The following is a 24,622-nucleotide window of genomic DNA, read 5'->3' as shown; positions in this document are numbered from 1 at the left end:
CGCCGGGGTCGCGCACCCCTGCCGGACGCCCCTCCCCGCCGGGTTCAGGTCAGCGCGTCCAGGATGTCGGCGCGGACGGCCTCCAGGACGGACGGGTCGGCGGGCGGGCGGTCGCGGGAATCGACGACGTAGAAGACGTCGACGGCCTCGGCGCCGAGCGTGTCGACCTGCGCGGCGCGGATCCGCAGGCCGCGGCCGCCGAGCGCGCGCCCGATCCGCCACAGCAGCCCGGGGCCGTCGTGCGCGCGGACCTCGACGACGGCGGCGGTGCTGGACGCGCCGTCGACGATCATCACGCGCGGCGGCGGGACGGCGGTGCCGGGGCGGACGCGCCGGGAGCGGGCGCGGCGGTCGAGGCGGTCGGCGACGTCGAGGCGGCCGGCGAGCATGCGCCGCAGGTCGGCTTCGAGGGCGGCGGGGTCGGGCGGGGAGCCGAACTCGGGGACGGCGGTGAAGTCGAGGACGGCGGTGCCCGCGGAGGCGCCGGGGGACGACACGGTGCGGGCCGTCCGGACGGCGAGGCGGTGCAGGGCGAGGACGCCCGCGGCGCGCCAGAGCAGTCCGGGGCGGTCGGGCGCGGCGATCGTCACGCGGGTCCCGGCGACGCGGACGTTGACGCCGTCGCGGCGGGCGAGGGCGAGTTCGCGCTCGCCGAGGGCGGGCGGGGGCGGCGGGGTGCCGCCGGACAGCGCGGCGGCGGCGCGGCGGGCGAGTTCGGCGACGAGCCGGGCCTTCCAGGCGTTCCAGGCGGCGGGGCCGGTGGCGTGGCCGTCGGCGGCGGCGAGGGCGGCGAGCAGTTCGAGGGTCTCGTGCTCGCGGCCGGGGACGTCGGCGACGGCGCCGGTGACGGTCGCGATGGTGGCGGGGTCGTCGATGTCGCGGCGGGTGGCGGTGTGCGGGAGCAGGAGGTGCTGCCGGACGACGGCTTCCAGGACGCGCGCGTCGGCGGCGTCGAAGCCGAGGCGGACGGCGATGTCGCGGGCGATGGGGGCGCCGGCGACGCAGTGGTCGCCGCCGCGGCCCTTGCCGATGTCGTGCAGGAGCGCGCCGACGAGGAGCAGGTCGGGGCGGGCGACGTCGCGGGTGCGGGCGGCGGCCCCGGCGGCGGTCTCGACGAGGTGGCGGTCGACGGTGAACCGGTGGATCGGGTCGCGCTGCGGCCGGTTCCGGACGTGCTCCCATTCGGGGATCAGCCGGACGATCAGCCCCGCCTGGTCGAGCGCCTCCCACACGGGGATCGCGGCGGGCCCGGCGCCGAGGAGCGAGACGAGCGCGTCGCGGGGGCGGGCGGGGCACGGCGGCGGACGCGGCGAGGCGGTCGACGGTCGCGGGGGCGAGCGGCAGGCCGTGCTGCGCGGCGGCCGCGGCGACGCGCGGGACGAGCGCGGGGTCGTCCAGGTCGGCGCCGCGGGCGAGGACGACCTCGCCGTCGTGCTCGACGGCGCCGTCGCCGACGGGGCGGCGGCGGGCCGGGGCGCGGCGGCCGGCGGCGAACCGCTCGACGCGCCGCCAGAGCTGGTCGGCGGCGTGCGCGACGGTGCGGGCGGCCTCGGCGGTGGCGTGCTTGAGCGCGTGGGCGTCCGGGAACCCGAGGGCGGCGGCGACGGCGTCGTGCTCCTGCAGGACGAGGCGGTCGGTGGCGCGGCCCGTCACGTCGTGGAGGGCGTGCCGGACGTCGAGGAGCAGGTCGTGGGCCTCCCGGACGCGGCCGTCGGGGGCGGGGGCGACCCAGGACGCGGCCACGGCGCGCATGACGTGGACGTCGCGCAGGCCGCCGCGGGCCTCCTTGAGGTCGGGTTCGAGGAGGAAGGCGAGTTCGCCGTGCGCGGCCCAGCGTTCGCGGCACAGGTCGGCGAGGGCGGGGAGGCGGGTGCGGGCGTGGGCGCGCCAGTCGGCGAGGACGGCGGCGCGCAGTTCGTCGAGGAGGGCGGGGTCTCCGGCGACGTGCCGGGCGGCGAGCAGGCCGAGGGCGGCCTTGAGGTCGGTGCGGGCGACCTCGCGCGCTTCGGCGACGGTGCGGACGGAGTGGTCGAGGCGGATGCCGGAGTCCCAGACCGGGTACCAGACGCGGTCGGCGACGGCGGCGATGTCGGGCCGGCCGCGGTGCAGCAGGACGAGGTCGAGGTCGCCGCCGGGGGTGAGGTCGCGGCGGGCGTGCCCGCCGACGGCGGCGAGCGCGAGCGCCCGCTCCCCCGCCGCGCCGGACCCGCCGCCGAGGGGGCCGTCGGACCCGCCGCCGTCCGGCGGCGCGGCGAGGAGTTCCCCGAGCCGGCGGTCGATGTCGGCGGCGCGCTCGGCCCGGGCCGCCGCGAGGGCGGCCCGGGCCGAGTTCCCCGAGCGCACGGTCATGGCCCGTCCTACAGGGCGTCCGGGCCGGTCTCGCCGGTCCGGACCCGGACGACCGTGTCGACCGGGACCGCCCAGACCTTGCCGTCGCCGATCTTGTCGGTGCGGGCGGCCTTGACGAGCACGTCGATGATGTCGTCGGCGTCCTCGCCGTCCACCAGCACCTCGACGCGGATCTTGGGCACCAGGTCGACCTTGTACTCGGCGCCCCGGTAGACCTCGGTGTGGCCCTTCTGGCGGCCGTAGCCGCTGGCCTCGCTGACGGTCATGCCGCGCACCCCGAACGTCTCGAGGGCCGCCTTGACCTCGTCCAGCTTGAACGGCTTGATCACCGCGGTGACGAGCTTCATCCCCGCACCTCTTCCTTGGTCTCGTCCTGCGACTGCCGTGCGGCCCCGTCGTGCACGGCCGGGGGCCCGACGGACGCGGCCGTGGCGCCCGATCCGGCGCGGACGGCGCCGAAGTCGTAGGCGGTCTCGGCGTGCGCGATACTGTCGATGCCGGCGAGCTCGTCGTCCTCGCCGATCCGGAAGCCCATCACCAGGTCGATGACCTTGGCGATCACGAAGGTCACGACGAACGAGTAGGCGAGCGTCGCGACGACCGCGAGGGCCTGCTTGCCGAGGAGGCCGAGGCCGCCGCCGGCCAGCAGCCCGTCCGCGCCGCCGTCGTTGACGGCCGTGGTGGACACGATGCCGATCAGCAGGGCGCCGACGATGCCGCCGACCAGGTGGACGCCGACGACGTCGAGCGAGTCGTCGTAGCCGAGCTTGTACTTGAGGCTGACCGCGAAGGCGCAGACCGCGCCGGCGACGAGGCCGATGGCGAGGGCGCCGAGCGGGGTGACGAACGCGCACGCCGGGGTGATCGCGACGAGCCCGGCGACGATGCCGGACGCGAGGCCGAGCGTGGTGGACGAGCCGTCCCGCAGCTTCTCGACGATGATCCAGGCGAACGCGGCGGCGCAGGTGGCGACGATCGTGTTGATGAACGCGACCGCGGCGGTCGGGCCGGCCGACAGCGCGGACCCGGCGTTGAACCCGAACCAGCCGAACCACAGCAGCCCGGCGCCGAGCAGGACGAACGGGAGGTTGTGCGGGCGCATCGGGTCCTTCGGCCAGCCGCGGCGCTTGCCGAGGACGAGCGCGAGCGCGAGGGCCGCGACGCCGGCGTTGATGTGCACGACGGTGCCGCCCGCGAAGTCGAGGGCGCCGAGCTCGAAGATCCAGCCCGCCTGGCCGCCCTCCTCGCCGTCCGACCACCACACCCAGTGCGCGATCGGGAGGTACACGAGCGTGACCCAGATCGGGATGAACAGGACCCAGGCCCCGAACTTGGCACGGTCCGCGATCGCGCCGCTGATGAGCGCGACCGTAATGATGGCGAACGTCGCCTGGAACGCGACGAAGACCAGCTGCGGGACGCCGCTGCCGTCGTCGGCGGTCGCGGCGTTCTCGAGGCCGACCAGGCCCCAGTCGCCGAGCCCGCCGACGAACGAGCTGAGGGATCCGCCCGACGTGAACGCGAGCGAGTACCCGTACACGACCCAGACCATGCCCGCGACGGCGATCGAGACGAAGCTCATCATCATCATGTTGAGCACGCTCTTGGCCCGGCTCATGCCCCCGTAGAAGAAGGCCAGGCCCGGTGTCATCAGGAGGACGAGCGCGGTGCTCGTCAGCATCCATGCGGTGCTTCCGCTGTCGACTGTCATCTCTGCCAGTGCCCCTCCTCGCCGGGGAAAACGAACTGTTCAGAGATTGGGCCTCGGCCGTTTCGCTCCGGGGGCTCTCGCGTTTCCGCGGTGTGAAATGGGCACCGGCCATGTTGCCGGTCTGTTTCCGACTCCTCACAGGGGCGTTCCGGCGGCTGTGAGGGCCGAAAAGGCCCGAAAATCCGCGTGTCGCGGGAAGGGGGGAGCCCCGCGCGCCGGGGGCGCGCGGGGCTCCGTCAGGTACGGGTTCGGGGCCCGGCGGTCAGTCGCCGAGGATCGCGTCGACGAACGCCTCCGGTTCGAACGGCGCCAGGTCGTCCGGGCCCTCGCCGAGCCCGACGAGCTTCACCGGGACGCCGAGTTCGCGCTGCACCTGGACGACGATGCCGCCCTTCGCCGTCCCGTCCAGTTTCGTCAGGACGACGCCGGTGACGTTGACGACCTCGGCGAACACGCGGGCCTGCTGCATGCCGTTCTGGCCGGTGGTGGCGTCCAGGACGAGCAGGACCTCGTCGACCTGCGCCTGCTTCTCCACGACGCGCTTGACCTTGCCGAGCTCGTCCATCAGGCCGGTCTTGGTGTGCAGCCGGCCGGCGGTGTCGACGATGACGGCGTCGACCTTGGTGTCGATGCCCTGCTTGACGGCGTCGAACGCGACGCTGGCCGGGTCGGCGCCCTCGTCCTTGCGGACGACCTGGGCGCCGACGCGCGTGCCCCACGTCTCGAGCTGGTCGGCGGCGGCGGCGCGGAAGGTGTCGGCGGCGCCGAGCAGCACGGTGCGGCCGTCGCCGACGAGGACGCGGGCGAGCTTGCCGCAGGTGGTGGTCTTGCCGGTGCCGTTGACGCCGACGACCATGAGGACGGCGGGCCGTCCGCCGTGCGGGCCGGTGTTGAGCGAGCGGTCGATGTCGGGGCCGATCTGCTTGACCAGCTCCTCCTTCAGCAGCGCCCGCACCTCGGCGGCGTCGCGGGTGCCGAGGACCTGGACGCGCGTGCGCAGCTCGTCGGTGACCTGCGTGGCCACGGCGGCGCCCATGTCGGCGGTGATGAGGGTGTCCTCGATCTCCTCCCAGGCGTCGTCGTCGAGGGTCTCGCGCGCCAGCAGCCCGAGGAGGGTCTTGCCGAAGGCGTTCTGGGAGCGGGCGAGCCGGGCGCGCAGCCGGACGAGGCGGCCCGCGCCGGGCGGCGGCTTCTCGATCTCGACCGTGGGCGGCGGGGCGGGGGCCTCCGTGGGCGGCGCCCGTTCGAGCGTCGGGGCCGTCCCCTCCGCCTCGTCGACGGCGGTGGCGCCGCCGCGCCGCTCCTCCGTGGGTTCCTCGGCGGGCGGCCGCGGCCTGGTGCGGCCGGGCCGCAGCAGCAGGAAACCGCCGACGACCAGGCCGACGACGACCAGCACGGCGATGAGGATCAGGTATTCCATTCCCATAACGCCCCCAGTTTTCCAGACCGGCGCGCCGGCGCCGAACACGCTGCACCGGACGCGCGACCGTCCCGCCGCGCGCCCGGTGGCGGACGCACGTGTTCAGCCCCGCAGCCGTGGCGGCTCCGGGGCTCCTCCCTGGACAGATGCCCGTTCGGAGCCCTCCCACTCGTCGACGTTGCGCAGCAGCGCCTCGAGATAGGTGCGCAGGTGGTTGCGGTAGACGTCGCTGTAGGTGCGCAGGTAGGCGACCTCGCGCTCCAGGCGCCGCCGCTCGTCCGGGTCCGCGTCGGCGCCGGACCCGCCGCCGGACCCGCCGCCGGACCCGCCGGTCCCGCCGGACGGCGCCGCGGCCGCGGCGGTCGGCGGTTCGGCGGGCGCGGGGGTCCGTTCGGCCTCGCGTACGGCGGCGTCCGCGATCGCGGCGGCCCGGCGGTGGGCCTCTTCGAGCATCTGCTCGGCGCGGCCCTTGGCGTCGGACAGGATCGCCTCGCGGTGCAGCCGGGCCTCGTGGGCCAGCTCGCGCGTGTACCGCTCGGCGTCGGCGACGTACAGGTCGGCGGTCTGCTGCGCCTGGGACAGGATCCGGACGGCCTGGAAGTGGGCGTCCTGGGGCGCCATCACGCCCGGGCCGTCGGCTCCCGGCCCCGGGTCGGAGCCGCCCGCGGCGGCCGAGCCGACCCGGGCGCGGAGCCGGCCGACCTCCTCGGCGAGCGCCGACTTCTCGCTGAAGATCTGGACGAGTTCCCGCTCGACGTACTGCAGGAACTCGCGCACCTGGTCCTCGTCGTACCCGCGGCGGCCCAGCGCGGCCCGCGCGAACACCACCGACCGCAGTTCGCCCGGGGTCAGCCGCGTCCCCTCGGACACGACGGGAAGGTTCGGGGAGTTCAACGGGGTCACCTCTCGGCGTCGGCGAAGGTTTCCAGCCTGATGCGGGCGCGGTCGACGCCGAGCCCGGCGAGCCGTTCGACGGTGGCGCGCACCATCCCGGCCGATCCGCACACGTAGGCGTCGTGGCCGGTCCAGGGGCCGCGGCGGGCGACGGCGTCGGCGAGCGTCCCGTGCTCGATGGCGTCGCCGCCGTCCCGGAGCGGCCCCGCCGGCCCGGACCGGAGCGCGCCGGACTGAAGCAGCGCGGAGAAGCCGTGCCCGGCGGTCTCGTCCGACACGGCCGGCACGACGGTCAGCCAGGGCAGGTCCCCGGCCGTCTTGGTCAGGTCCTCGAGGTCGTAGAGGCCGTCGCGGTCGCGGGCGCCGAAGAACAGGTGGACCCGGGGCGGCGACGGCCGCCCGGCGATCTGCTCGAGGATCGCCTTGAGCGGCGCGAGCCCGGTGCCGCCCGCGACCAGCAGGACGTCGCGGGCGGACGACTCGTCCAGCGTGAGCGTGCCGACCGGGGCGCCCATCCGGACCCGGTCGCCGACCTGCGTCCCGCGCACCAGCACCGGGCTGACCGGGCCGCCGTCGACCAGCCGGACGTGGAAGTCGACGGTGCCGTCGGGGCGCGGCGCGTTGGCGGGCGAGTAGTAGCGCCAGTGCCGCAGCCGGGACGGCACCTCCAGCGCCACCGACTGGCCGGGCAGGTACGGGAGCGGCCGGTCCGGCAGCACCCGCAGGACGCTGACGTCGAAGCTCCGCCGCTCGACGGCGACGACCTGCCCGTTCCACCACGCCGGACGGTTCAGGGCGTCCTCGTCGGCGGCCTCCAGCATGACCTTGGCGACCAGGCTGTAGGCCGCGTTCCAGTCGCTTTCGAGGTCGTCGTTCCAGGCGGGTCCGGAGAAGTGCCGCAGCGTGGCGAGGAGGCTGGCGCCGACGTTCGGGTAGTGCTCGGCGATGATGCCGAACCGGCGGTGGTCGCGGCCGAGCTGCCGCAGGAACGGGACGAGGTTCGGCAGGTCGTCGACCCGCGCCACGATCGTCCCGAGCGCGCGCAGGAGCTTGTCGCGCTGGCCGGTCATCCCGATCGGGAACATGTCGCGCAGGTGCGGGTTGCGGACGAACAGGTCGGCGTAGAAGAAGAGCGCGACGGTGTCTCCGTGCCGCGCGACCTGGGCGAAGCTGTCCTTGAGGCGTTGTGCGTCCACGGTGGCGGGAGCGGGTCGCGGACGCCGTCAGGCGACGGGCTCGGCGGCGGCCTCCTGCATGACCTGGGCGACGACGCCGTAGGCGGCCGTCCAGTCGCGTTCCAGGTCGGCGTTCCACGCCGGGCCGCTGAAGTGGGCGAGGGTGGCGATCAGGCTCGCGCCGACGTGCGGGTAGTACTCGGCGGCGACGCCGAACCCGGCGTGGCGGCGGCCGAGGTCCCGCAGGTACGGGACGAGCTCGGCCTCGTCGTCCACGGACTCCACGATGTGCGACAGCGCGGTCAGCAGCTTCTCGTGCTGCTTGGCCATCGCGCCGCCGAACAGCGACCTGAGCTGCGGGTTCTTCGCGAACAGGTCGGCGTAGAAGTACTCCGCCACGTCGATTCCGCTGCCGCCCACGAGGGCGAAGTTCTCTTGGAGACGCCGAGCGTCCATGGCACACCTCTCCCGTGGTCCTCCGTCCCGGGCGGGGTGTCCGGAAGGGGTCCCGAGAACCACGGGGCACATGCGTAGTGGATCGAATCGGCGGGGCACAAGCCCGCGACCGTCGCGGCGCGTTCACCGTCCGTGCCGATTCGTGTGAGACTTCTTCGCCATTCTTGGCGCGGCCGTCCGGCATCGCGCACGGTCCTGCGGTGATGGCCGGACGGGCGCCGGACCGCCGCGCGCGCGTCGTGCGCCCGCATCGCACGGCGCAGGGTGATTTTCCCCGCAGAGCGACGATCTTTTGCCCACCGATTCAGACATTCCGAAATGCCATTTACGGATGGGCGCATATCGCGGAACGCGTGCGCCCCGCGGCGCTAGTCGTCCTCCCGGAGGCGCTGGCTGACGACCTGCGTGACGCCGTCGCCGCGCATGCTGACGCCGTACAGGGCGTCCGCGCCCTCCATCGTCCGCTTCTGGTGCGTGATGATGATCAGCTGGGACGACTCGCGCAGCTCCTCGAAGACGGTGATCAGCCGCTGGGTGTTGGTGTCGTCCAGCGCCGCCTCGACCTCGTCCAGCACGTAGAACGGGGACGGCCGCGCCTTGAACACCGCGACCAGGAACGCGATCGCGACCAGGGACCGCTCACCGCCCGACAGCAGCGACAACCGCTTCACCTTCTTGCCCGGCGGCCGGGCCGCGACCTCGACGCCGGTGGCCAGCATGTCCTCGGGCTCGGTGAGCGACAGGCTGCCCTCGCCGCCGGGGAACAGCCGCGCGAAGATCCGCTCGAACTCGCGGGCGGTGTCGGCGTAGGCGGCGCCGAACACCTGCTGCACCCGCTCGTCGACCTCCTTGACGAGGCCGAGCAGCTCGCGCTGCGTCTTCTTCAGGTCCTCCAGCTGGGAGTTGAGGAACGCGTGCCGCTCCTCCAGCGCCGCGAACTCCTCCAGCGCGAGCGGGTTGACCTTGCCGAGCTGGTTGAGCTGCCGCTCCGCCGTCTTCGCGCGCTTCTCCTGCACGGCCCGGTCGTACGGGACGGGACGCGCGGGCTCCCGGTCGCCCTCGCCCGCGTCCGGGCCGGGCGGCACCGGCACGTCCGGCCCGTACTCGCCGACGAGCGCGTCGACCTCCAGCCCGAACTCGTCCATCGCCCGCTGCTCGAGCTGCTCCAGCCGGAGCCGCTGCTCGGCGCGCGCCACCTCGTTGCCGTGCACGACGTTCACGAGGCGCTCCAGCGTCGCCGACAGCTCCCGCACCTGGTTCCGGACGACCTTCAGTTCGGCTTCGCGCGCCGCGCGGGCCTCCTCGGCCGCCTCGCGGCGCCGCACGGCCGCCGCCAGCGACAGCTCGATGCGCCCCAGCGCCGCCCGCGCGCCCGCGAGGACGGCCTGCGCGACGCGGGCCTGCATCTCGCGGCGGGCGCGGCGCTCGGCGGCGCGGGCCCGCTCCTCGCGCTCCCGGCGGGCACCGCGCTCCAGCGCGTCGGCGCGCCCCGCGATGGCCTGCACGCGCTCCTCGGCCGTCCGCACCGACAGCCGCGCCTCCATTTCGGCCGACCGCAGCTCCTGGACGCGCGCGTTCAGCTCGTCGCGCGCCTCGGTGTCGTCCCCGGCCTCGTCGGCGACGTCGGCGGCCTCCTCGGCCTCGGCGAGCCGCAGCGCGAGGTCGTCGGCGGCCCGCACGTCCTGCTCGAGGGACTCGTTCGCGGCGTCCAGCGACTTGGTGAGCCGCTCGGCCTCGCCGCGCGCGGCGCGGACGTCGGCCTCCAGCCGGGCGGCGCGCTTGGCCTCCTGCGCCGCCCGCGCCTCGAACTCCCGGACGCGCGCGCGGACCCGGTCGAGGTCGGACTGCGCGCGGTTCACGCCCGTCTGGGCCTCGCTCGCGGCGGCCTCGGCGGCCTCCAGCGCGGACTGCGCCGACTGCTCGGCCTCCGCCGCGGCGGCCAGCCCGTCCGCGGCGGTCTCGGCGGCGGTCTCGGCGGCCGCGAGGTCCTCGGCGGCCCGGTCGAGGGTCGTCCGCATCTCCAGGAGGCCCTGCGCGCCGCCCGCCGCGCCGCCCTGCGCCCAGTGCGCGCCGACGAGCTCCCCGTCGCGGGTGACGGCGCGCAGCGCGGGCGCCCGCCGGACGAGCGCCGCGGCGGCCGCGACGTCGTCGACGACCGCGACGTCGCGCAGCAGGTGCGCGAGGGCGTGCCGGACGCCGTCGGGGACGGTGACGGCGTCGACCGCGTAGTCGACGCCGTCGATCCGCGCGGGCGCGTCCCCGTTCGGCCCGCCGCCGACGAGCAGGCCCGCGCGCCCCGCGTCGCGGGACCGCAGCAGCGCCAGCGCCGCCTCGGCGGTGTCCAGCGAACCGACCGCGACGGCCTCGGCCGCGTTGCCGAGCGCCGCCGCGACCGCCGTCTCGTAGCCGGGGCGGACGGTCAGCAGCGACGCGACCGTCCCGAGCACCCCGTCCAGGGACCCGTCGGAGCCCGCCTCCAGCAGCGCCTCGCCGCCGTCGGCGGCGGCCGACAGCGTCAGGTTCAGCGCCTCGATGCGCGCCTGCAGCGCCGCGACCTTCTTCTGGGCGGCCTGGTCGGCGCCGCGCGCCGCCGCGACGGCCTGCCGGGCCTCCTTGACGGCCCCGCGCGGCCCCGCCACCCCGTCCCGCGCCCGCTCGGCGGCGTCCTTGGCGGTCGCGAGCGCCTCCTGCGCCGCCTCGTGCTCGGCGGCCAGCTCCGGGTCCTCGACGACCTCCGCCTCGAACGCCTCGAACTCGGCGCGCGCGGTCTCGGCCCGCCGCTCCGCCTCGTCCCGCGCCTCGACGAGCCGCCCGATCTCGGACCGTCCCGCGGCGGCCTTGCTGCGCAGCGCCTCCACCCGGCCGCGCAGCCGCGCCAGCTCCTCGCGGCGGTCGGCGGCGGCGCGCGCGGCGGCCTGCAGGCGCCGCTCCTCGCCGGCGAGGGCCTCCTCGACGCCGGTCCGCTCCTGCACGGCGTCGGCGAGCCGGTCCTGCGCCTCGTCCAGGGCGGCGCGGAGCGTCTCCTCCTGCTCGCGGATCTCGGCGGCCTCGCGCTCCATGTCCTCGGGGTCGCGCCCGCGCCGCTCGTCCTCCCGCGCCTCGGCGGCGTTGCGGTGCCGCTCGGCGGCGAGGTCGGCGACGCCGCGCAGCCGCTCCTGCAGCGCCGACAGCCGGTACCAGGTGTCCTGCGCCTGCTTCAGCTTCGGCGCCGCGACGGCCTCCTCGGCCTCCAGCGCCTCCTCGCGCTCCTGCGCCTGCGCGAGCGCCCGCTCGGTCTCGGTGCGCCGCTCGCGGATCTGCGCCTCGTCGGCGGCCTCCTGCTCCAGCTTCGTGCGCAGGGTGACGAGGTCGTCCGCGAGCAGCCGCAGCCGCGCGTCCCGCAGGTCGGCCTGGATCACCGCGGCCTTCCGCGCGATCTCGGCCTGCTTGCCGAGCGGCTTCAGCCGGCGGCGCAGCTCCCCCGTGAGGTCCTGGACGCGCGTGAGGTTGCCCTGCATCGCGTCGAGCTTCCGCAGCGCCTTCTCCTTGCGCTTGCGGTGCTTGAGGACGCCCGCGGCCTCCTCGATGACCGCGCGGCGGCCCTCGGGGCCGGAGTGCAGCACCCGGTCGAGCTGCCCCTGCCCGATGATGACGTGCATCTCCCGGCCGATGCCGGAGTCCGACAGCAGTTCCTGGATGTCGAGCAGCCGGCACGAGTCGCCGTTGATCGCGTACTCGCTGCTGCCCGACCGGAACATCAGCCGGCTGATCGTGACCTCGGTGTAGTCGATGGGCAGCGCGCCGTCGGCGTTGTCGATCGTCAGCACGACCTCGGCGCGGCCGAGCGGCGCCCGGTTCGCCGTGCCGGCGAAGATGACGTCCTCCATCTTGCCGCCGCGCAGCGACTTCGCGCCCTGCTCGCCCATCACCCACGCGAGGGCGTCCACGACGTTGGACTTGCCGGACCCGTTGGGTCCCACGACGGCGGTGATGCCGGGCTCGAACTTCAGCGTGGTCGACGACGCGAAGGACTTGAAGCCGCGCAACGTCAGGCTCTTCAAATACACGCGCTCGCCGTCCTCCTCCGGTCGGTACGCCGGGGGACCGTCGGGACGGGGCGCGCGCGCCGTTCGCGGCGCCGGAGGGCCTCCCCCGCCGGGCCCGCTGCTCAGTCGCCGTCCCCGCTCGCGTCGCGGGTCACGCCGCGCGGGGGCCGGGCATTCCGAGAAGGATACCGGTCGGCGCGACCGGTGACCTGCTGCCGCGCCGGATCCGGCGCCCCGCGCGAGCCGGACGGTGCCGGACCGGGCGGTGCCGGACCGGACGCCGCCGGGACGGGCGGGCGCGCGGGCGGGCACCGGCCGCGATCATCGCGCCGGTGGCTTGGGGCAAACTTTAGGGACGCCAGACCCCCGGCGTCCCTGGTTCGATCGGTTCCGCGGCGCCGATCAGGTCAGCGCCGGTTCACGGTCCTTCACCGCGAGCGACATCACGTCGTCTTCGTTCGCCGTCGCGAGCGCGTCGTTCTCCGCCTGGAGCCGTACGAGTTCGGCTTCCAGGTCGCGTACGCGCTGCTGAAGGCGCCGCATCTCCGCGACCATCCGGGGGTCGGGACCGCCGACGTGGCCGAGTAGAGCCTTCGCCATGACTAAAGGTCCTCCACGCTGAGCAACCAGCAGGGATCGCGCACGAGAAGCAACTGATGTCGGTGCGCGTATCGTCTAGAGTCGCACCGGCCGCTGTCCTGGTCAAGACGCACATCACAGGCCGGTAACAACCTTTCACCATCCAGTTTAGCAGGTACAAACCGGACTTCCGTACCCGGTCACCGTTCCTCGAAACCCTCGGCCGTCCCGCGCGGCTCGCTCCACCGCTCCGTCACGCCCGTCACGGCGCCCGGACGGCCCGGCCCGCCGGGCGGCAGAGCGCCGGCCGCCGCGGCGTCGGGACGCAGCATCTCGAGGAGGCCGCGGCATTTCCCGCGCGGTCCCTCGGCCACCACTTCGACGCGGCCGTCGCTCAAATTCGACGCACTTCCGACCAGGCCGAGTTCCAGTGCCCGCGCCCGCACCCACCAGCGGAATCCGACGCCCTGCACGCGTCCCCGCACCCATGCGGTGAGCCGCACCGCCTCGTCGTCGCCCATGTCGCGTCCCCCCTCGTCGATCACGCGGTCGATCCCCCCGTCCGCCGTTCGTGCCAGGGGAACCCTAGTACCGGCCGCGCCGCGGGCGCGGCTGGCACACGGGGCAGCTGTAGGACGACCGGTTCATGAACTCGTCGCGGCGGATCGGCGTCCCGCAGCGGCGGCACGGCTCGTCCCGGCGGCCGTAGGCGTCCAGGGAGCGCTCGAAGTAGCCGCTGTCGCCGTTCACGTCGACGTACAGGCTGTCGAACGACGTGCCGCCGACGGCGAGCGCCGCGCTCATCACGTCCTGCGCGGCCTGGACGATCCGGGCCGCCTCGGCGCGCGTCAGCGTCTCGGTCGGCCGCGCCCAGTGCAGCCGCGCCCGCCACAGCGCCTCGTCCGCGTAGATGTTGCCGACGCCGCTGACCAGCGACTGGTCGAGGAGCGCCCGCTTGATGCCGGTCTTTCGGCGCCGCAGCGCCCGGTACAGCGCGTCGCCGTCGAAGGCCGCCTCGAGGGGGTCGGCGGCGATGTGCACGATCGTTTCGGGGACGAGCCCGGCGCCGTCCGGCGCGGGGGCGGCGGCGCCCGCGACGGCGTCGGGGACGAGGTCGGCGACCATCAGGTGCCCGAACGTCCGCTGGTCGACGAACCGCAGGTCGAGGGGGTCGGCGGCGGGGCCGTCGGTGAACCCGATCCGCACCCGCAGGTGCTTCTGCGGCTCCCGGCCCGGCTCGCCGACGAGCAACTGCCCGCTCATCCCGAGATGGGCCAGCAGCGCCTCGGACGGCGCCGCGCCCGGCCCGTCCGCGAGCGGCAGCCACAGGTACTTGCCGCGGCGGCGTGGCGCGAGGACGGTGCGGCCGGCGAGGCGCCCGGCGAAGTCGGCCGGCCCGGCCTCGTGGCGGCGCACCGCGCGGGGGTGCAGCACCTCGGCCGTCGCGACGGTGCGGCCGGTCGTCCAGCGGTCGAGGCCCCGCCGGACGACCTCGACCTCGGGCAGCTCAGGCACCGGTGAGCCCGGCGGGACGCGAGCCCCGGCCGTTCCCCGCGCCGGACGCGGCGCCCGTCCCGTCCGTCCCGTCCGTCCCGGCGCCGGCCTCTCCGGCGTCCGCCTTCCCGGCCTTCTCCCGCTCGGCGGCCATGTCGCGGATGGCGTTCCAGGCGGCCTCGGCGGCGTGCTGCTCCGCCTCTTTCTTGCTGCGGCCCTCCCCGGACCCGTAGGTCTCGCCGCCGACCCGCACCGACGCCCGGAAGGTCTTCTGGTGGTCGGGGCCGCTCTCGGCGACGTGGTACTCGGGGACGCCGAGCTCCTCGACGGCCGTGAGCTCCTGCAGGGACGTCTTCCAGTCGAGCCCGGCGCCGAGGCCCGCCGAGCGGGCGATGAGGGCGTCGAACAGCCGGTGGACGAGCGCGGACGCGTCGTCCAGGCCCCGGTCGACGTACACGGCGCCGATGAGCGCCTCGAGGGTGTCGGCGAGGATCGACGCCTTGTCGCGGCCGCCGGTGCCCTCCTCGCCGCGGCCCAGCCGGATGTGTGCGCCGACGCCGAGACCGCGCGCGACGCCCGCGAGCGCCCGCATGTTGACGACGGCGGCGCGCAGCTTCGCCAGGTGCCCCTCGGGCAGGTCGGGGTGCCCCCGGTACAGGGTGTCGGTGACGACGAGGCCCAGCACCGAGTCGCCGAGGAACTCCAGGCGCTCGTTGGTGGGCAGGCCGCCGTTCTCGTACGCGTACGAGCGGTGGGTCAGCGCGCGCTCCAGCAGCGCGTCGTCGACCTCGACGCCGAGGGCGCGGGTCAGTTCCGCGCGGTCGGGCGCGGGGTCGGATTTCTTGGCGCTCAACGGGCCCTCCTCGCAGGCCGTGCGCCGCGCGGACGCGCGGTCGCCTCGATGGCGCGCGGCCGGGAGGCCGGGGACGGCGGAGGGCGCGGCACGAGGAGGGACGGCCCGCGGCCGCCCCGTGCGGGGACGGACGGGCCGGCCGGGCGGGGCGGTCGCCCCGCGGCGAGGTCCGCGAAGACGAGGTGCGCGCCGGTTCGGCTGATCCCGGCGTGCACCACGGCTCCGGGCACAGGCCGCCGTGCCGGACACCACGCCGACGTCGCGCGCCGGGGTGGTCGTGCCTTCACGCACCTGGAGGGGCGGACCGCGCCGTGTGCGCGGGGCCGCCCCCCGGGATGCGAGGAAGACTCAGGCCGACGGGGTGATGACCTGCCGCCGGTCGTAGGTGCCGCACGTCGCGCACGCGGTGTGGGGCAGCTTCTTGTCGCGGCACGTCGGGCAGTCGACCAGGGTCGGCGCGGCGGTCTTCCACTGCGCGCGCCGGTGCCGCGTGTTGCTGCGGGACTTCTTCCGCTTCGGGACGGCCACGTCAGCCCTCCTGCTTTCCTTCTCGTCGGTCGGATGAACCGCGGGCGCCGTGGCTCCCGCTCCCCCGCTCCGGGTCGTCGGCCGCCATGCCGGCGGCGATGTCCCGCAGTGCCGCCCACCGGGGGTCGGCGACGTCGTGCCGGTGGTCCGGACCGGCGTCGGCCAGCCGGACCCCGCACTCCGCGCACAGGCCGGGACAGTCGTCCCGGCACAGTGGCGAGAGCGGCAGCGCGAGCACCACCGCGTCTCGGAGCAGCGGTTCGAGGTCGATCAGGTCGTCCTCGAGGTGGAGCTCGTCGTCATCGGCGTTCCCGCCGGAGCGGGTGTCAGGATAGACGAAGAGCTCCTGGAAGTCCGCCTCGAAGGTCGAGGCGATCGGGTCGAGGCAGCGGGCGCACTCCCCTTCGAGGGGAACCGTCGCCGTGCCGGTGACGAGCACCCCCTCCAGCACCGCCTCGAGCCGGAGGTCCAGCTCGATCGCGGCGCCCTCGGGGACGCCCACCATCTCCACACCGAAATCCTCCGGAGCCGGCACGGTCAGGCGCTCCTCGCGCGACGACCCGGGTTGCCTGCCGAGAGCCCGAGTGTCGAGCACGAGCGGCGCGTTGGGGTCGAGGCGTGTCAGCGGAATCCTGCTTTCGTGAGGCATGGGGATCAAAGCCGTTGGTGATGGCCGATGTCCCAGGGTACCGAACGCCGGGCGCCGTCCCCAACTCGCGGCCCTCCCACCAGCGGATCGCCGCCGCCACCGGACCGCCGCCACCGGACCGCCGCCGGGCCCTGCCGCGCGCCCCCGCCCCGCGCGTCCCGCCTAGTCGGTCTCGCGGAGCCGGTCGACGAGCCGGTCGCGGACGCTGTCGGGAACGAGGCCGGAGATGTCGCCGCCGAACTTCACGACCTCCTTCATCAGGCTGGAGGAGAGGAAGGCGTACTCGGGGTTCGTCGCCATGAAGAGGGTCTCGATGCCGGCGATGCGGTGGTTCATCTGCGCCATCTGGAGCTCGTACTCGTAGTCGCTGACGGCGCGGAGCCCCCGGACGATGACCGGAATGTTCTGTTCCTTGCAGTAGTCCACGGTCAGGCCGTAGAACTTGTCGACGCGGACGTTGCCGTACCCCTCGGTCACCTCGGAGATCATGTCCGCGCGCTCGTCGACGGTGAACAGGCTCTTCTTGTTCTTGTTGATCAGCACTGCGACGACCACCTCGTCGTACAGGCTGGAGGCGCGGCTGATGATGTCGAGATGGCCATTGGTCACGGGGTCGAACGATCCCGGACAGACGACACGGCGCACGGCGCGAACCCCTTCGTTCCCGGTTTCTGACCTGCGGCGCGAACGTACCAAATCCCATTCTGCCCGCTTTCACCCGGGCTCGACGGTCCGTCCCGGCACGTCCCGGGCACGTCGCGGCCGGTCGCGCCGTGCGGACGGCCGGGACGCGAGCGCATCGGTGGTCTCCGCGGCGATCGGGCCGGACCGTGCAGCCGTCCGGACGCGGTTCGGACGGTGCCCTACCCGGCGGGTGCGCGGTCACCCGCGCCCGCGGCCGCGGGGCGTCACGCGCGGGGCGTCACGCCCGCTCGCCGCCGACGGCCGTGCCGTACCAGAAGACCGCTTCCCCGTACCGGCGGTCCCGGTCGGCCTCGTACCCCTCCGGCCAGCGCAGCGCGGGGCCGCGCGCCGCGCGCTCGACGACGACGAGCGCGTCCGGCGCCGTCCAGCCGTGGTCGCGCAGGTCGTCGAGCAGCTCGGTGACGGCCGCGTCGGGCAGCGCGTACGGGGGGTCGGCGAAGATCAGGTCGTAGGGCGCGTCGGGCGGGCGGCGGACGACGCGCTCGACCTTGTCGGCGCACGGCACCGCGCCGGGCAGGCCGAGATCCTCGGCGTTCCGCCGGAGCACCTTCGCGGCGCGGGGGTGCGACTCGACGAGCAGGGCGTGCGCGGCGCCGCGCGACAGGGCCTCGAGGCCGACCGCGCCCGATCCGGCGTACAGGTCGGCGACGCGCAGGCCGTCCAGGGGGCCGAGGAGGGCGAGGACGGTCGCGAACAGGCCCTCGCGCGCGCGGTCGCTGGTCGGCCTCGTGTCCCGTCCCGGCGGGACGGCGAGCCGCCGGCCGCCCGCGCTCCCCGCGATCACCCGTGTCATGCCCCTCAGTATTCCGGTCCCGGAAAATGCCACAAACGGAAGCGGGGACTCCTGTGAACCTCTACCAAATCGGTGACGTGATGTTCACATCGACTACTTCGCGTGCCAACGTGCTCGCAGGTTGTGCAACCACCCGACCCCTCAGGAGCACTGGTGCACCAAGGTAGGAGATTGGCGGTGACCGCCGGGGCGACCGTCCTGGGCATCGCCGCCATGAGCGGCGTCTCCCACGCCGAGACCTCCCGGCTCTCCGCCGAGCGCGCTCCCGCCCGCGCCGCGGCCGACCAGCCGGCCAAGGGCGCGGCCAACGCCAAGCGGGCGAAAGCCAGGAAGGCGACGAAGGCGGAGCCGCGGGACACGGGGAAGACGAGCGCGGGGAAGCCGGGAACGGGGCGGACCGGGGCGGGCGAGGCGCTGCGGCGCACCGCCGAGCCCGTGGTCCGCACCCTCGACCGGGACGAGCCGGAGCGGACGGCGGGCGACGGGGCCACCGCCGGGCGCGAGAAGAGCGAGAAGAGCGAGACGAGCAGGGCGCCCCGTGCGAGCGAGTCCGCCGAACCGAAGCGGCGGGCGCGCACGCAGCAGCGGCAGGAGCGGGAGCAGGAGTCCGGCCGGGAGCAGAAGCCCGGCGCGGAGCCCGCGGAGCGGGCCGAGCAGGCCGTCGGGCTGGAGCTCCGCCTCGACGCGGACCTCGGCTACGACGAGCGGACCCGCACGGCGACCGCCCGTCACCCGCCAGCCGTCGCCGGCCCTGCCGACCCGGAGCCGGTGGAAGCCGATCCCGTCCGCGTCGTCGCACGCGGACGTGCACGCGCCGAGCGCCACCAGCGCCGTGACCTCGTCCCCGGACCCGCCGGGCCGCAGGCCCGCGCCCACGACCGTCCCCGCGGTGATCGACGGGTGCCGCGCCACGGCGGACAGCACGTCCCGGGCGCGGTCTCCCGGCCACGCCGCGCCGGTCGTCCGGGCGCGCGGGGAGGCCGCCTTCAGCGTGTAGAGGGTGTCGAGCAGCCAGCGGTCGCCGCGCCGGACCATGGTGGCGCGCATCGGGTCCGCGAGGAGGTCCGGCTCGGCGCCGGACGCGCGCACCGTCCGCTTCACGTACGCCAGCACGGTCACCGCCTCCGGGGTGGCGGAGACGACGGCCGAGTCGGCGATGTCGGTGGTCACCGAGCCGTCCTTCGCCTCCAGTTCCGCGCGGTAGTCGCGGGCGGCGAGCTGCCGGTCGTAGTCGGCGCCGTACCGCTCGGTGGCGACCCCGTGCGCGGCGGTCACGTTCCGCTCGTAGGACGCGTGGTCGAAGCTCAGCACGGTCGTGATCGCGTGCTCGGCCGGACGGACGGCGGCGGCCGCGGCGGGCGGCGGCGCGGCGGTGTCGGCGGTGTCGGCGGCGGGCGGGTCCGGCTCGCCGTCCCCGGCGGCCAGCACCGCCCAGGTCGTCCCGCCGCCGGCGAGCAGCACCAGCGGCAGCGCGAGCGCGGCGATCCGCAGGCCGCGCCGCCGCCGCCCGGGCGGGACGGTGTCGACCGCGTTCGCCGCGTGCTCGCCGACCCCGGGCGGGGACGTGCGGGGGTTCGTGGACGGCGCCCCGTGCGGGTCCGTGAACGGCGGCGCGGACGGCCCCGGGCCTTCGGCGTGGTGCACCGGGGCGGCGTGCGGGTTCGGTTCGGCGGGCGCGGACGGGCGCGGCACGGGGTGCGTCGGGGCGTGCGGGGGGACGTGCGCGGGAGCGGCGAACTGCGCGCCGGTGCTGAGCGCCCGGTCGTCCCGCGCCCCGCCGGGCGCGCCGGACGCGGCCGGGGCCGCGCCGCCCAGCAGGTCGAGCAGCACCTGCTGGGCCTCCGGGCGGCCCGCCGGGTCCTTGGCGAGGCAGGCCGCCACGACGGCGCGCAGCGAGTCGGGAAGCGCGGACATGTCCGGCTCGTACTGCAGGATCCGGTGGAACACCGCGGAGATGTTGTCGTTGCCAAACGGGTGCCGCCCGGTCGCGGCGAACAGCATCGTCGCCGCCCACGCGAACATGTCGACGCCCGCGCCGAGGTCGCCGTCGGCGATCTGCTCGGGCGCCATGTAGGACGGCGTCCCCATGACGCCGCTGCCCCGGGACGACGGCGAGCCCAGCACCCGCGCGATGCCGAAGTCGATGACGCGCGGGCCGTCCGGCCCCATCAGGACGTTCGACGGCTTGAAGTCGCGGTGCAGGATCCCGGCGCGGTGGATCGCGGCGAGCGCGGTGACGGTGCCGATCGCGAGCCGGTCCAGGTCGGTCCCGGTGCGCGGGCCGCGTCCGGCGACGAGCGCGCTGAGGGACGGGCCGGGGACGTACTCGCTCACCACGTACGGGGTGTCGCCGGAGAAGTCGGCGTCCAGGACCTGCGCGGTGCAGAACCCGGCGACCCGCCCGATCACCCCCAGCTCGCGCTCGGACCGCGACCGCCACTCGGGTCTGCCGCTGAGCTGCGCGCGCAGCAGCTTGACCGCCGCCTCCGACCCGTCCTCCCTCCGCCCCAGGTAGACGATGCTCTGCCCGCCCTCGCCCAGCCGCCCGGCCAGCTCGTACGGGCCCAGCCGCGCGGGGTCCCCGGGCAGCAGGGGGTCGACGCCCGTCATGGGTGCTCCTCCGTCGCACGCGATCCGCCACGGGACTCGTACCCGCGGCGGCACCGGATGGCCACTCCGCATCCGCCATAAAGTTGGACGCGTGTGACGAGCCGTGCGTTCTGCATGACCGACGGTCACGTCGGACGTCAGGTCGGAGGCCGGGCCGCGCCCCGGGCGGTCAGCCCTTCTCGAGGAAGTCGGCGCGCTCCTCGTCCAGGAGGGACGCCAGCTCGGCGGCCAGGCCCGGGTGGTCCGCGAGCCCGGGGTCGGCCGCGACGAGCGCGGTCGCCTCCTCGCGGGCGTCGCGGATGACGTCCTCGTCCCGCTGCAGGGTGAGCAGCCGCAGGCTGGACGCGCGGCCCGCCTGCGCGGCGCCGAGGACGTCGCCCTCGCGGCGCTGCTCCAGGTCGAGGCGCGACAGCTCGAACCCGTCGGTCGTGGACGCCACCGCGTCGAGCCGCTCGCGGGCCTTCGACCCCGGCTCGGCGTCGGTGACCAGCAGGCACAGCCCGTGCAGGGACCCCCGGCCGACCCGGCCGCGCAGCTGGTGCAGCTGCGACACGCCGAACCGGTCCGCGTCCATGATCACCATGACGGTCGCGTTGGGCACGTCGACGCCGACCTCGATGACCGTGGTGGCGAGCAGGACGTCCAGGTCCCGGTCGGTGAACCGGCGCATCACCGCGTCCTTCTCGTCGGGCGGCAGCTTGCCGTGCAGGACGCCGATGCGCAGCCCGGCGAGGAGCTCCTCCAGCTTCGGCAGCAGCTCCATGATCCCGAGCGGGGACCGGCGCCCGTCCTCGGCCCCGTACGCGTCGCCCTCGTCGCCCTCCTGCTCGCCGATGCGCGGGCACACGATGTAGATCTGCCGGCCCCGCCCCGCCTCCTCCTTGATGCGCTCCCACGTCCGCGCGAGGAACGCGGGCTTCTCCGGCGGCACCACGACGGTCTGGATCCCCGAGCGGCCCGCCGGGAGCTGCCCCAGGACGGACGTCTCCAGGTCGCCGAACACGGTCATCGCGACGGTCCGCGGGATCGGCGTCGCCGTCATGACCAGCACGTGCGGCCGCCCCCCGGCGGTCTTCTCGCGGAGCGCGTCGCGCTGCTCGACGCCGAACCGGTGCTGCTCGTCCACGACCACGAGGCCGAGATCGGCGAACCGCACCGACTCCTGGAGCAGCGCGTGCGTCCCGACGACGATGCCCGCCGCGCCGGACGCCGCGTCCAGCATCGCCTGCTTGCGGGCCTTCGCGCCCAGCGACCCGGTCAGCAGCGCCACCCGCGTCGCGTTCTCGGCGCCGTCGAGCTGCCCGGCGCGCGCCAGCTCCCCCAGCATCCCGGTGATCGACCGGTGGTGCTGCTGCGCGAGGACCTCGGTCGGCGCCAGCAGGGCCGCCTGCCCGCCGCCGTCCACCACCTGCAGCATCCCGCGCAGCGCCACCACCGTCTTGCCGGCGCCGACGTCGCCCTGGAGGAGGCGGTGCATGGGGTGCTCGCGGGCGAGGTCGGCGGCGATCTCCGCGCCGACCGCGCGCTGCCCGTCGGTCAGCTCGAAGGGCAGGCGGGCGTCGAAGTCGGCGAGCAGGCCGGACGGCCGGACCGGGCGCGGCGTCGCGGGCAGCGCGCCCGCGGCGCGGCGGCGCTGCGCCAGGGCGACCTGGACGACGAACGCCTCGTCCCACTTGAGGCGGGCCTTCGCGCGGCCCAGCTCGTCCCAGCCCTTCGGCCGGTGGATGCCCTCGTACGCCTCGCGCAGCCCGATGAGGCCGCGGCGGCGCAGCAGGGGCGCGGGCATCGGGTCGGCCGGCAGTTCGAGGCCGTCCAGCACCATGCCGACGGACTTGCTGATCGCCTCGATGTCGAGGCCCTTGGTGGACGGGTAGATCGGGATGATCTCGTCGGCCCAGTCCTGCGCGGCCTGCTCGGCGGTCTTCTCCGCGACGACCTTGTACTGCGGGTGGGTGAGCTGCCGCTGCACCTGCCCGCTGCGCGGCACGTACGTGCTGATCTTGCCGGCGAACAGGCCGCGGGTGCCGGGCGACAGCTCCTTCTCGGGCTTGTAGGAGCCCTTGCGGCCGAAGAAGCTGAGCTTGAGCCGGCCGGTGCCGTCCGTGACGGTGATCTCCAGGACGTAGCCGGGGCTGCGGGTGATGCTGCGGCCCTGCACCTTGACGACCTCGGCCATGACGGTGACGTGCTCGCCGTCCTGCAGGCCGCTGAGCGGGGTCAGCTCGCCGCGGTGCGCGTACCGGCGCGGGTAGTGGTGCAGGAGGTCGCCGATGGTGCGCAGGTCGAGGCCCTTCTCCAGCACCTTGGCCGTCTTGTCGCCGAGTACCTTCCGCAACGGCTCGTCGAGATTCGCCACGCCGTCCTTTCTAGCCCATGCCGGTGACGCGAATCAGGCGCCGCGGGCCGGATGTCCCGCATCGGCGCAGGCCGATTCGCTCAACGCGGGCGCGGTGGGCTACTCTGATCCATGCGCCTCGTCCAGGCGTTCCCTCGTGAGCGCCGGTGAAGTCCGGTTCGCCCCCTACGGCGACGGGCGGCGCTCCGGTTAGAGCATCGACACCCACTTGGAGTTTCCCGTGGCTTCCGTTTGCGACGTCTGCGGCAAGGGACCCGGTTTCGGCATGCGCGTCTCCCACTCGCACCGCCGCACCCCGCGCCGCTGGAACCCCAACATCCAGCGCGTGCGCGCCGTCGTGAACGGCGGCACGAAGCGGATCAACGCCTGCACGTCCTGCATCAAGGCCGGCAAGGTCGTCAAGCCCACGGTCTGACACGGTCCGGCACGGGCGGTCCGGCCCGCGCGGCGAGTCGGCTCATCGGAAGCGTCCGAGGAGCCGACTTTTCGCATGTCCGGAGACCTTTCGGGCCCGGCGCCGCCCGGGCCCGCCGCCACGGGGCCGCCGCTACCGGGCCCGCTGCATCCAGGCGTGGTCGACCGGGCCGATCCCGGCGCCGAGGGGGAAGCCCGCGGCGATGGCGCCCGTCACGTACTCCTTGGCGCGCGCGACGGCCGTCGGGACGTCCGCGCCCAGCGCCAGGTGCGAGGCGATCGCGGACGCCAGCGTGCAGCCCGTCCCGTGGGTGTGCCGGTTGTCGTAGCGGGGGGCGGCGAAGCGGTGCTCGCGCTCCCCGTCGAACAGCAGGTCGGCGGGCTCGCCGGGCAGGTGGCCGCCCTTCACCAGCACCCACCGCGGGCCGAGCGCCTTGACCGCCTCCGCGGCCTCCCGCATGCCCGACTCGTCCACCACCTTGACGCCCGTGAGCTGCTCGACCTCGAACAGGTTCGGGGTGACGACGGTCGCGGCGGGCAGCAGCGCCCCGCGGACGGCGTCGACGGCCTCGGGCGCGAGCAGCGAGTCCCCGTGCTTCGACACGCCGACCGGATCGACCACGGAGGGCGCGTCGGACGCCGCGATGGCCTCGGCGACCGTCTCGACGAGCGCGGTCGAGGCGAGCATCCCGGTCTTGAGGGCGTGCACGCCGATGTCGGACAGCACGGAGTCGAGCTGGGCGCGCACGGCCTCCACGGGCAGTTCCCAGTAGCCCTGGACGCCGAGGGAGTTCTGCGCGGTGACGGCGGCGATCACGCTCATGCCGTGCACGCCGAGGGCGAACATGGTCTTGAGGTCCGCCTGGATCCCGGCGCCGCCGCCGGAGTCGGAACCGGCGATGGTGAGGGCGAGCGGCGGGGCCTGGGGGGCGGGCGCATCGTGGGGCATGCGTCCAGCTTATTGCGGATCGTCCGGTTACGGATCACCCCGGCCCGGGGGCGCGCCGCTCAGGCGAGCGCGCACTCCAGCTCGTTGAGGACGCAGTAGGTGGGCTTGGCGGGCGTGCCGCTCGCGGTGAAGACGATCTTCACGGCGTCGCCCGCGGGGATCGCGGTGGTCCCGTGCACCTTCGTGAGCCGCCCGACCTCGGCGACGGTGGCGCCCTGCACCTCGGCGACCACCGCGTTCGGGATCTTGAAGGCGAGGGCCCACCGGGCGACCGGCCGCTCCCCCTGGTTGGCGATGGTGGCGGTCGCCCGGAACCCCTGGGCGTTCTTGGACGCCACGTCGAACGCGACGACGAGCCCGTCCGGCCGTCCGCCCGCGTCGGCGCGCTGCCCGGGACCGTGCTGGAGCACCTGGCTGTCGTTGGCCGTCGCCTCCGGGTTCTTGGGCGCCCCGCCGGCGAAGTTGAGGGAGATCTGCTGCGTGCTCAGCGCGTACGACACGATGCCGACGGCGATCACGAGCGCGACGATCGGCATCAGCGGGAACGGGAGCGAACCGACGAACCGGGCGACCCGCCGCGGCTTGGACGCGTCCGTCCCGTCGGGCTCCTCGGGTCCGGGGTCCGCGGCGGGTCGCCCGGTTCGTCGGTTCGCTCCCGTTCC

The 24,622-nt window shown here is 75.1% G+C and carries 21 protein-coding genes and 1 pseudogene; 1 reads left to right on the top strand and 21 read right to left on the bottom strand.

Annotation, left to right across the window (positions count from 1 at the left end):
* Positions 1–44: 44 nt before the first annotated feature.
* The 19 genes and pseudogenes from DMH08_RS41930 to recG form a co-directional block, all read right to left on the bottom strand.
* Entirely contained in the window at positions 45–1,232 is a 1,188-nt protein-coding gene (locus tag DMH08_RS41930) for an ACT domain-containing protein (RefSeq protein ID WP_233617850.1), read from the bottom strand.
* A gap of 340 nt (positions 1,233–1,572) precedes the next feature.
* Positions 1,573–2,349: pseudogene (locus tag DMH08_RS41925) on the bottom strand ([protein-PII] uridylyltransferase); the annotation flags it as partial.
* Between the two features lie 8 nt (positions 2,350–2,357).
* Positions 2,358–2,696: a P-II family nitrogen regulator gene (locus tag DMH08_RS28035; RefSeq protein ID WP_026405310.1), complete on the bottom strand. Its 339-nt coding sequence runs from the start codon at positions 2,694–2,696 to the stop codon at positions 2,358–2,360.
* The gene (locus DMH08_RS28030; protein ID WP_125618784.1) at positions 2,693–4,060 is read right to left on the bottom strand and encodes an ammonium transporter; all 1,368 of its coding nucleotides are present in this window, start codon (positions 4,058–4,060) and stop codon (positions 2,693–2,695) included. Before DMH08_RS28030 ends, DMH08_RS28035 begins: the two co-directional genes overlap by 4 nt.
* Positions 4,061–4,322: 262 nt before the next feature.
* The gene (ftsY, locus tag DMH08_RS28025; RefSeq protein WP_125618782.1) at positions 4,323–5,480 is read right to left on the bottom strand and encodes a signal recognition particle-docking protein FtsY; all 1,158 of its coding nucleotides are present in this window, start codon (positions 5,478–5,480) and stop codon (positions 4,323–4,325) included.
* Positions 5,481–5,582: 102 nt separating this feature from the next.
* Complete coding sequence (locus DMH08_RS40415; protein WP_158642413.1) at positions 5,583–6,350, bottom strand: DivIVA domain-containing protein; 768 nt, start codon at positions 6,348–6,350, stop codon at positions 5,583–5,585.
* 29 nt (positions 6,351–6,379) lie between these two features.
* Complete coding sequence (locus DMH08_RS28015) at positions 6,380–7,570, bottom strand: globin domain-containing protein (RefSeq protein ID WP_125618780.1); 1,191 nt, start codon at positions 7,568–7,570, stop codon at positions 6,380–6,382.
* A gap of 27 nt (positions 7,571–7,597) precedes the next feature.
* Entirely contained in the window at positions 7,598–8,005 is a 408-nt protein-coding gene (locus DMH08_RS28010; RefSeq protein WP_158642412.1) for a globin domain-containing protein, read from the bottom strand.
* Between the two features lie 368 nt (positions 8,006–8,373).
* Entirely contained in the window at positions 8,374–12,051 is a 3,678-nt protein-coding gene (smc, locus tag DMH08_RS28005) for a chromosome segregation protein SMC (RefSeq protein ID WP_125618777.1), read from the bottom strand.
* A gap of 381 nt (positions 12,052–12,432) precedes the next feature.
* Positions 12,433–12,630 (bottom strand): hypothetical protein, encoded by a 198-nt coding sequence (locus DMH08_RS28000; protein WP_026405305.1) that lies wholly within the window; start codon positions 12,628–12,630, stop codon positions 12,433–12,435.
* A gap of 179 nt (positions 12,631–12,809) precedes the next feature.
* Positions 12,810–13,130 carry an acylphosphatase gene (locus tag DMH08_RS27995; protein WP_026405304.1) on the bottom strand — a complete coding sequence of 107 codons (321 nt, stop codon included), beginning with the start codon at positions 13,128–13,130 and terminating at the stop codon, positions 12,810–12,812.
* A 64-nt stretch (positions 13,131–13,194) separates the two neighbouring features.
* Positions 13,195–14,124, bottom strand: a complete 930-nt coding sequence (mutM, locus tag DMH08_RS27990) for a bifunctional DNA-formamidopyrimidine glycosylase/DNA-(apurinic or apyrimidinic site) lyase (RefSeq protein ID WP_125618775.1) — start codon at positions 14,122–14,124, stop codon at positions 13,195–13,197.
* The gene (gene rnc, locus DMH08_RS27985; protein ID WP_233617849.1) at positions 14,117–14,956 is read right to left on the bottom strand and encodes a ribonuclease III; all 840 of its coding nucleotides are present in this window, start codon (positions 14,954–14,956) and stop codon (positions 14,117–14,119) included. Before rnc ends, mutM begins: the two co-directional genes overlap by 8 nt.
* A gap of 348 nt (positions 14,957–15,304) precedes the next feature.
* A complete protein-coding gene (rpmF, locus tag DMH08_RS27980; RefSeq protein WP_026405302.1) occupies positions 15,305–15,484 on the bottom strand; it encodes a 50S ribosomal protein L32 in 180 nt (59 codons plus the stop codon).
* 1 nt (position 15,485) lies between these two features.
* Entirely contained in the window at positions 15,486–16,133 is a 648-nt protein-coding gene (locus tag DMH08_RS27975; protein ID WP_051301438.1) for a YceD family protein, read from the bottom strand.
* A 162-nt stretch (positions 16,134–16,295) separates the two neighbouring features.
* The gene (coaD, locus tag DMH08_RS27970) at positions 16,296–16,778 is read right to left on the bottom strand and encodes a pantetheine-phosphate adenylyltransferase (protein ID WP_026405300.1); all 483 of its coding nucleotides are present in this window, start codon (positions 16,776–16,778) and stop codon (positions 16,296–16,298) included.
* 277 nt (positions 16,779–17,055) lie between these two features.
* On the bottom strand, positions 17,056–17,631 hold the full coding sequence (gene rsmD, locus DMH08_RS27965) for a 16S rRNA (guanine(966)-N(2))-methyltransferase RsmD (RefSeq protein WP_125618773.1): 576 nt from the start codon (positions 17,629–17,631) through the stop codon (positions 17,056–17,058).
* Positions 17,632–17,772: 141 nt separating this feature from the next.
* Positions 17,773–20,241, bottom strand: coding sequence for a serine/threonine-protein kinase (locus tag DMH08_RS41170; RefSeq protein ID WP_199748045.1), 2,469 nt, complete (start codon positions 20,239–20,241; stop codon positions 17,773–17,775).
* A gap of 169 nt (positions 20,242–20,410) precedes the next feature.
* On the bottom strand, positions 20,411–22,597 hold the full coding sequence (gene recG / locus DMH08_RS27955) for an ATP-dependent DNA helicase RecG (protein WP_125618771.1): 2,187 nt from the start codon (positions 22,595–22,597) through the stop codon (positions 20,411–20,413).
* A 220-nt stretch (positions 22,598–22,817) separates the two neighbouring features.
* Here recG and rpmB point away from each other — a divergent pair, with 220 nt between their 5' ends.
* Entirely contained in the window at positions 22,818–23,012 is a 195-nt protein-coding gene (gene rpmB / locus DMH08_RS27950) for a 50S ribosomal protein L28 (protein ID WP_026341916.1), read from the top strand.
* A 132-nt stretch (positions 23,013–23,144) separates the two neighbouring features.
* On the opposite strand, the gene thiD is transcribed toward rpmB, so the two are convergent.
* Together thiD and DMH08_RS27940 are read right to left on the bottom strand one after the other, a co-directional pair.
* A complete protein-coding gene (thiD, locus tag DMH08_RS27945; protein ID WP_125618769.1) occupies positions 23,145–23,960 on the bottom strand; it encodes a bifunctional hydroxymethylpyrimidine kinase/phosphomethylpyrimidine kinase in 816 nt (271 codons plus the stop codon).
* A gap of 59 nt (positions 23,961–24,019) precedes the next feature.
* A partial coding sequence (locus DMH08_RS27940; protein WP_233617848.1) for a cellulose binding domain-containing protein occupies positions 24,020–24,622 on the bottom strand: 603 nt, incomplete at its 5' end.

It is taken from the genome of Actinomadura sp. WAC 06369 (assembly GCF_003947565.1).
Lineage (GTDB): Bacteria > Actinomycetota > Actinomycetes > Streptosporangiales > Streptosporangiaceae > Spirillospora > Spirillospora rifamycini.
The sequence above is the reverse complement of the archived record's forward strand: the minus strand, read 5'-3'. Positions and strand labels throughout refer to the sequence as shown.

Excerpts from the sequence above, each read along its gene's own strand:
- DMH08_RS28035 (WP_026405310.1), bottom strand. The coding sequence starts at position 2,696 with ATGAAGCTCGTCACCGCGGTGATCAAGCCGTTCAAGCTGGACGAGGTC.
- DMH08_RS28030 (WP_125618784.1), bottom strand. The coding sequence starts at position 4,060 with ATGACAGTCGACAGCGGAAGCACCGCATGGATGCTGACGAGCACCGCG.
- ftsY (WP_125618782.1), bottom strand. The coding sequence starts at position 5,480 with ATGGAATACCTGATCCTCATCGCCGTGCTGGTCGTCGTCGGCCTGGTC.
- DMH08_RS28010 (WP_158642412.1), bottom strand. The coding sequence starts at position 8,005 with ATGGACGCTCGGCGTCTCCAAGAGAACTTCGCCCTCGTGGGCGGCAGC.
- DMH08_RS28000 (WP_026405305.1), bottom strand. The coding sequence starts at position 12,630 with ATGGCGAAGGCTCTACTCGGCCACGTCGGCGGTCCCGACCCCCGGATG.
- DMH08_RS27995 (WP_026405304.1), bottom strand. The coding sequence starts at position 13,130 with ATGGGCGACGACGAGGCGGTGCGGCTCACCGCATGGGTGCGGGGACGC.
- DMH08_RS27975 (WP_051301438.1), bottom strand. The coding sequence starts at position 16,133 with ATGCCTCACGAAAGCAGGATTCCGCTGACACGCCTCGACCCCAACGCG.
- rsmD (WP_125618773.1), bottom strand. The coding sequence starts at position 17,631 with ATGACACGGGTGATCGCGGGGAGCGCGGGCGGCCGGCGGCTCGCCGTC.
- DMH08_RS41170 (WP_199748045.1), bottom strand. The coding sequence starts at position 20,241 with ATGACGGGCGTCGACCCCCTGCTGCCCGGGGACCCCGCGCGGCTGGGC.
- thiD (WP_125618769.1), bottom strand. The coding sequence starts at position 23,960 with ATGCCCCACGATGCGCCCGCCCCCCAGGCCCCGCCGCTCGCCCTCACC.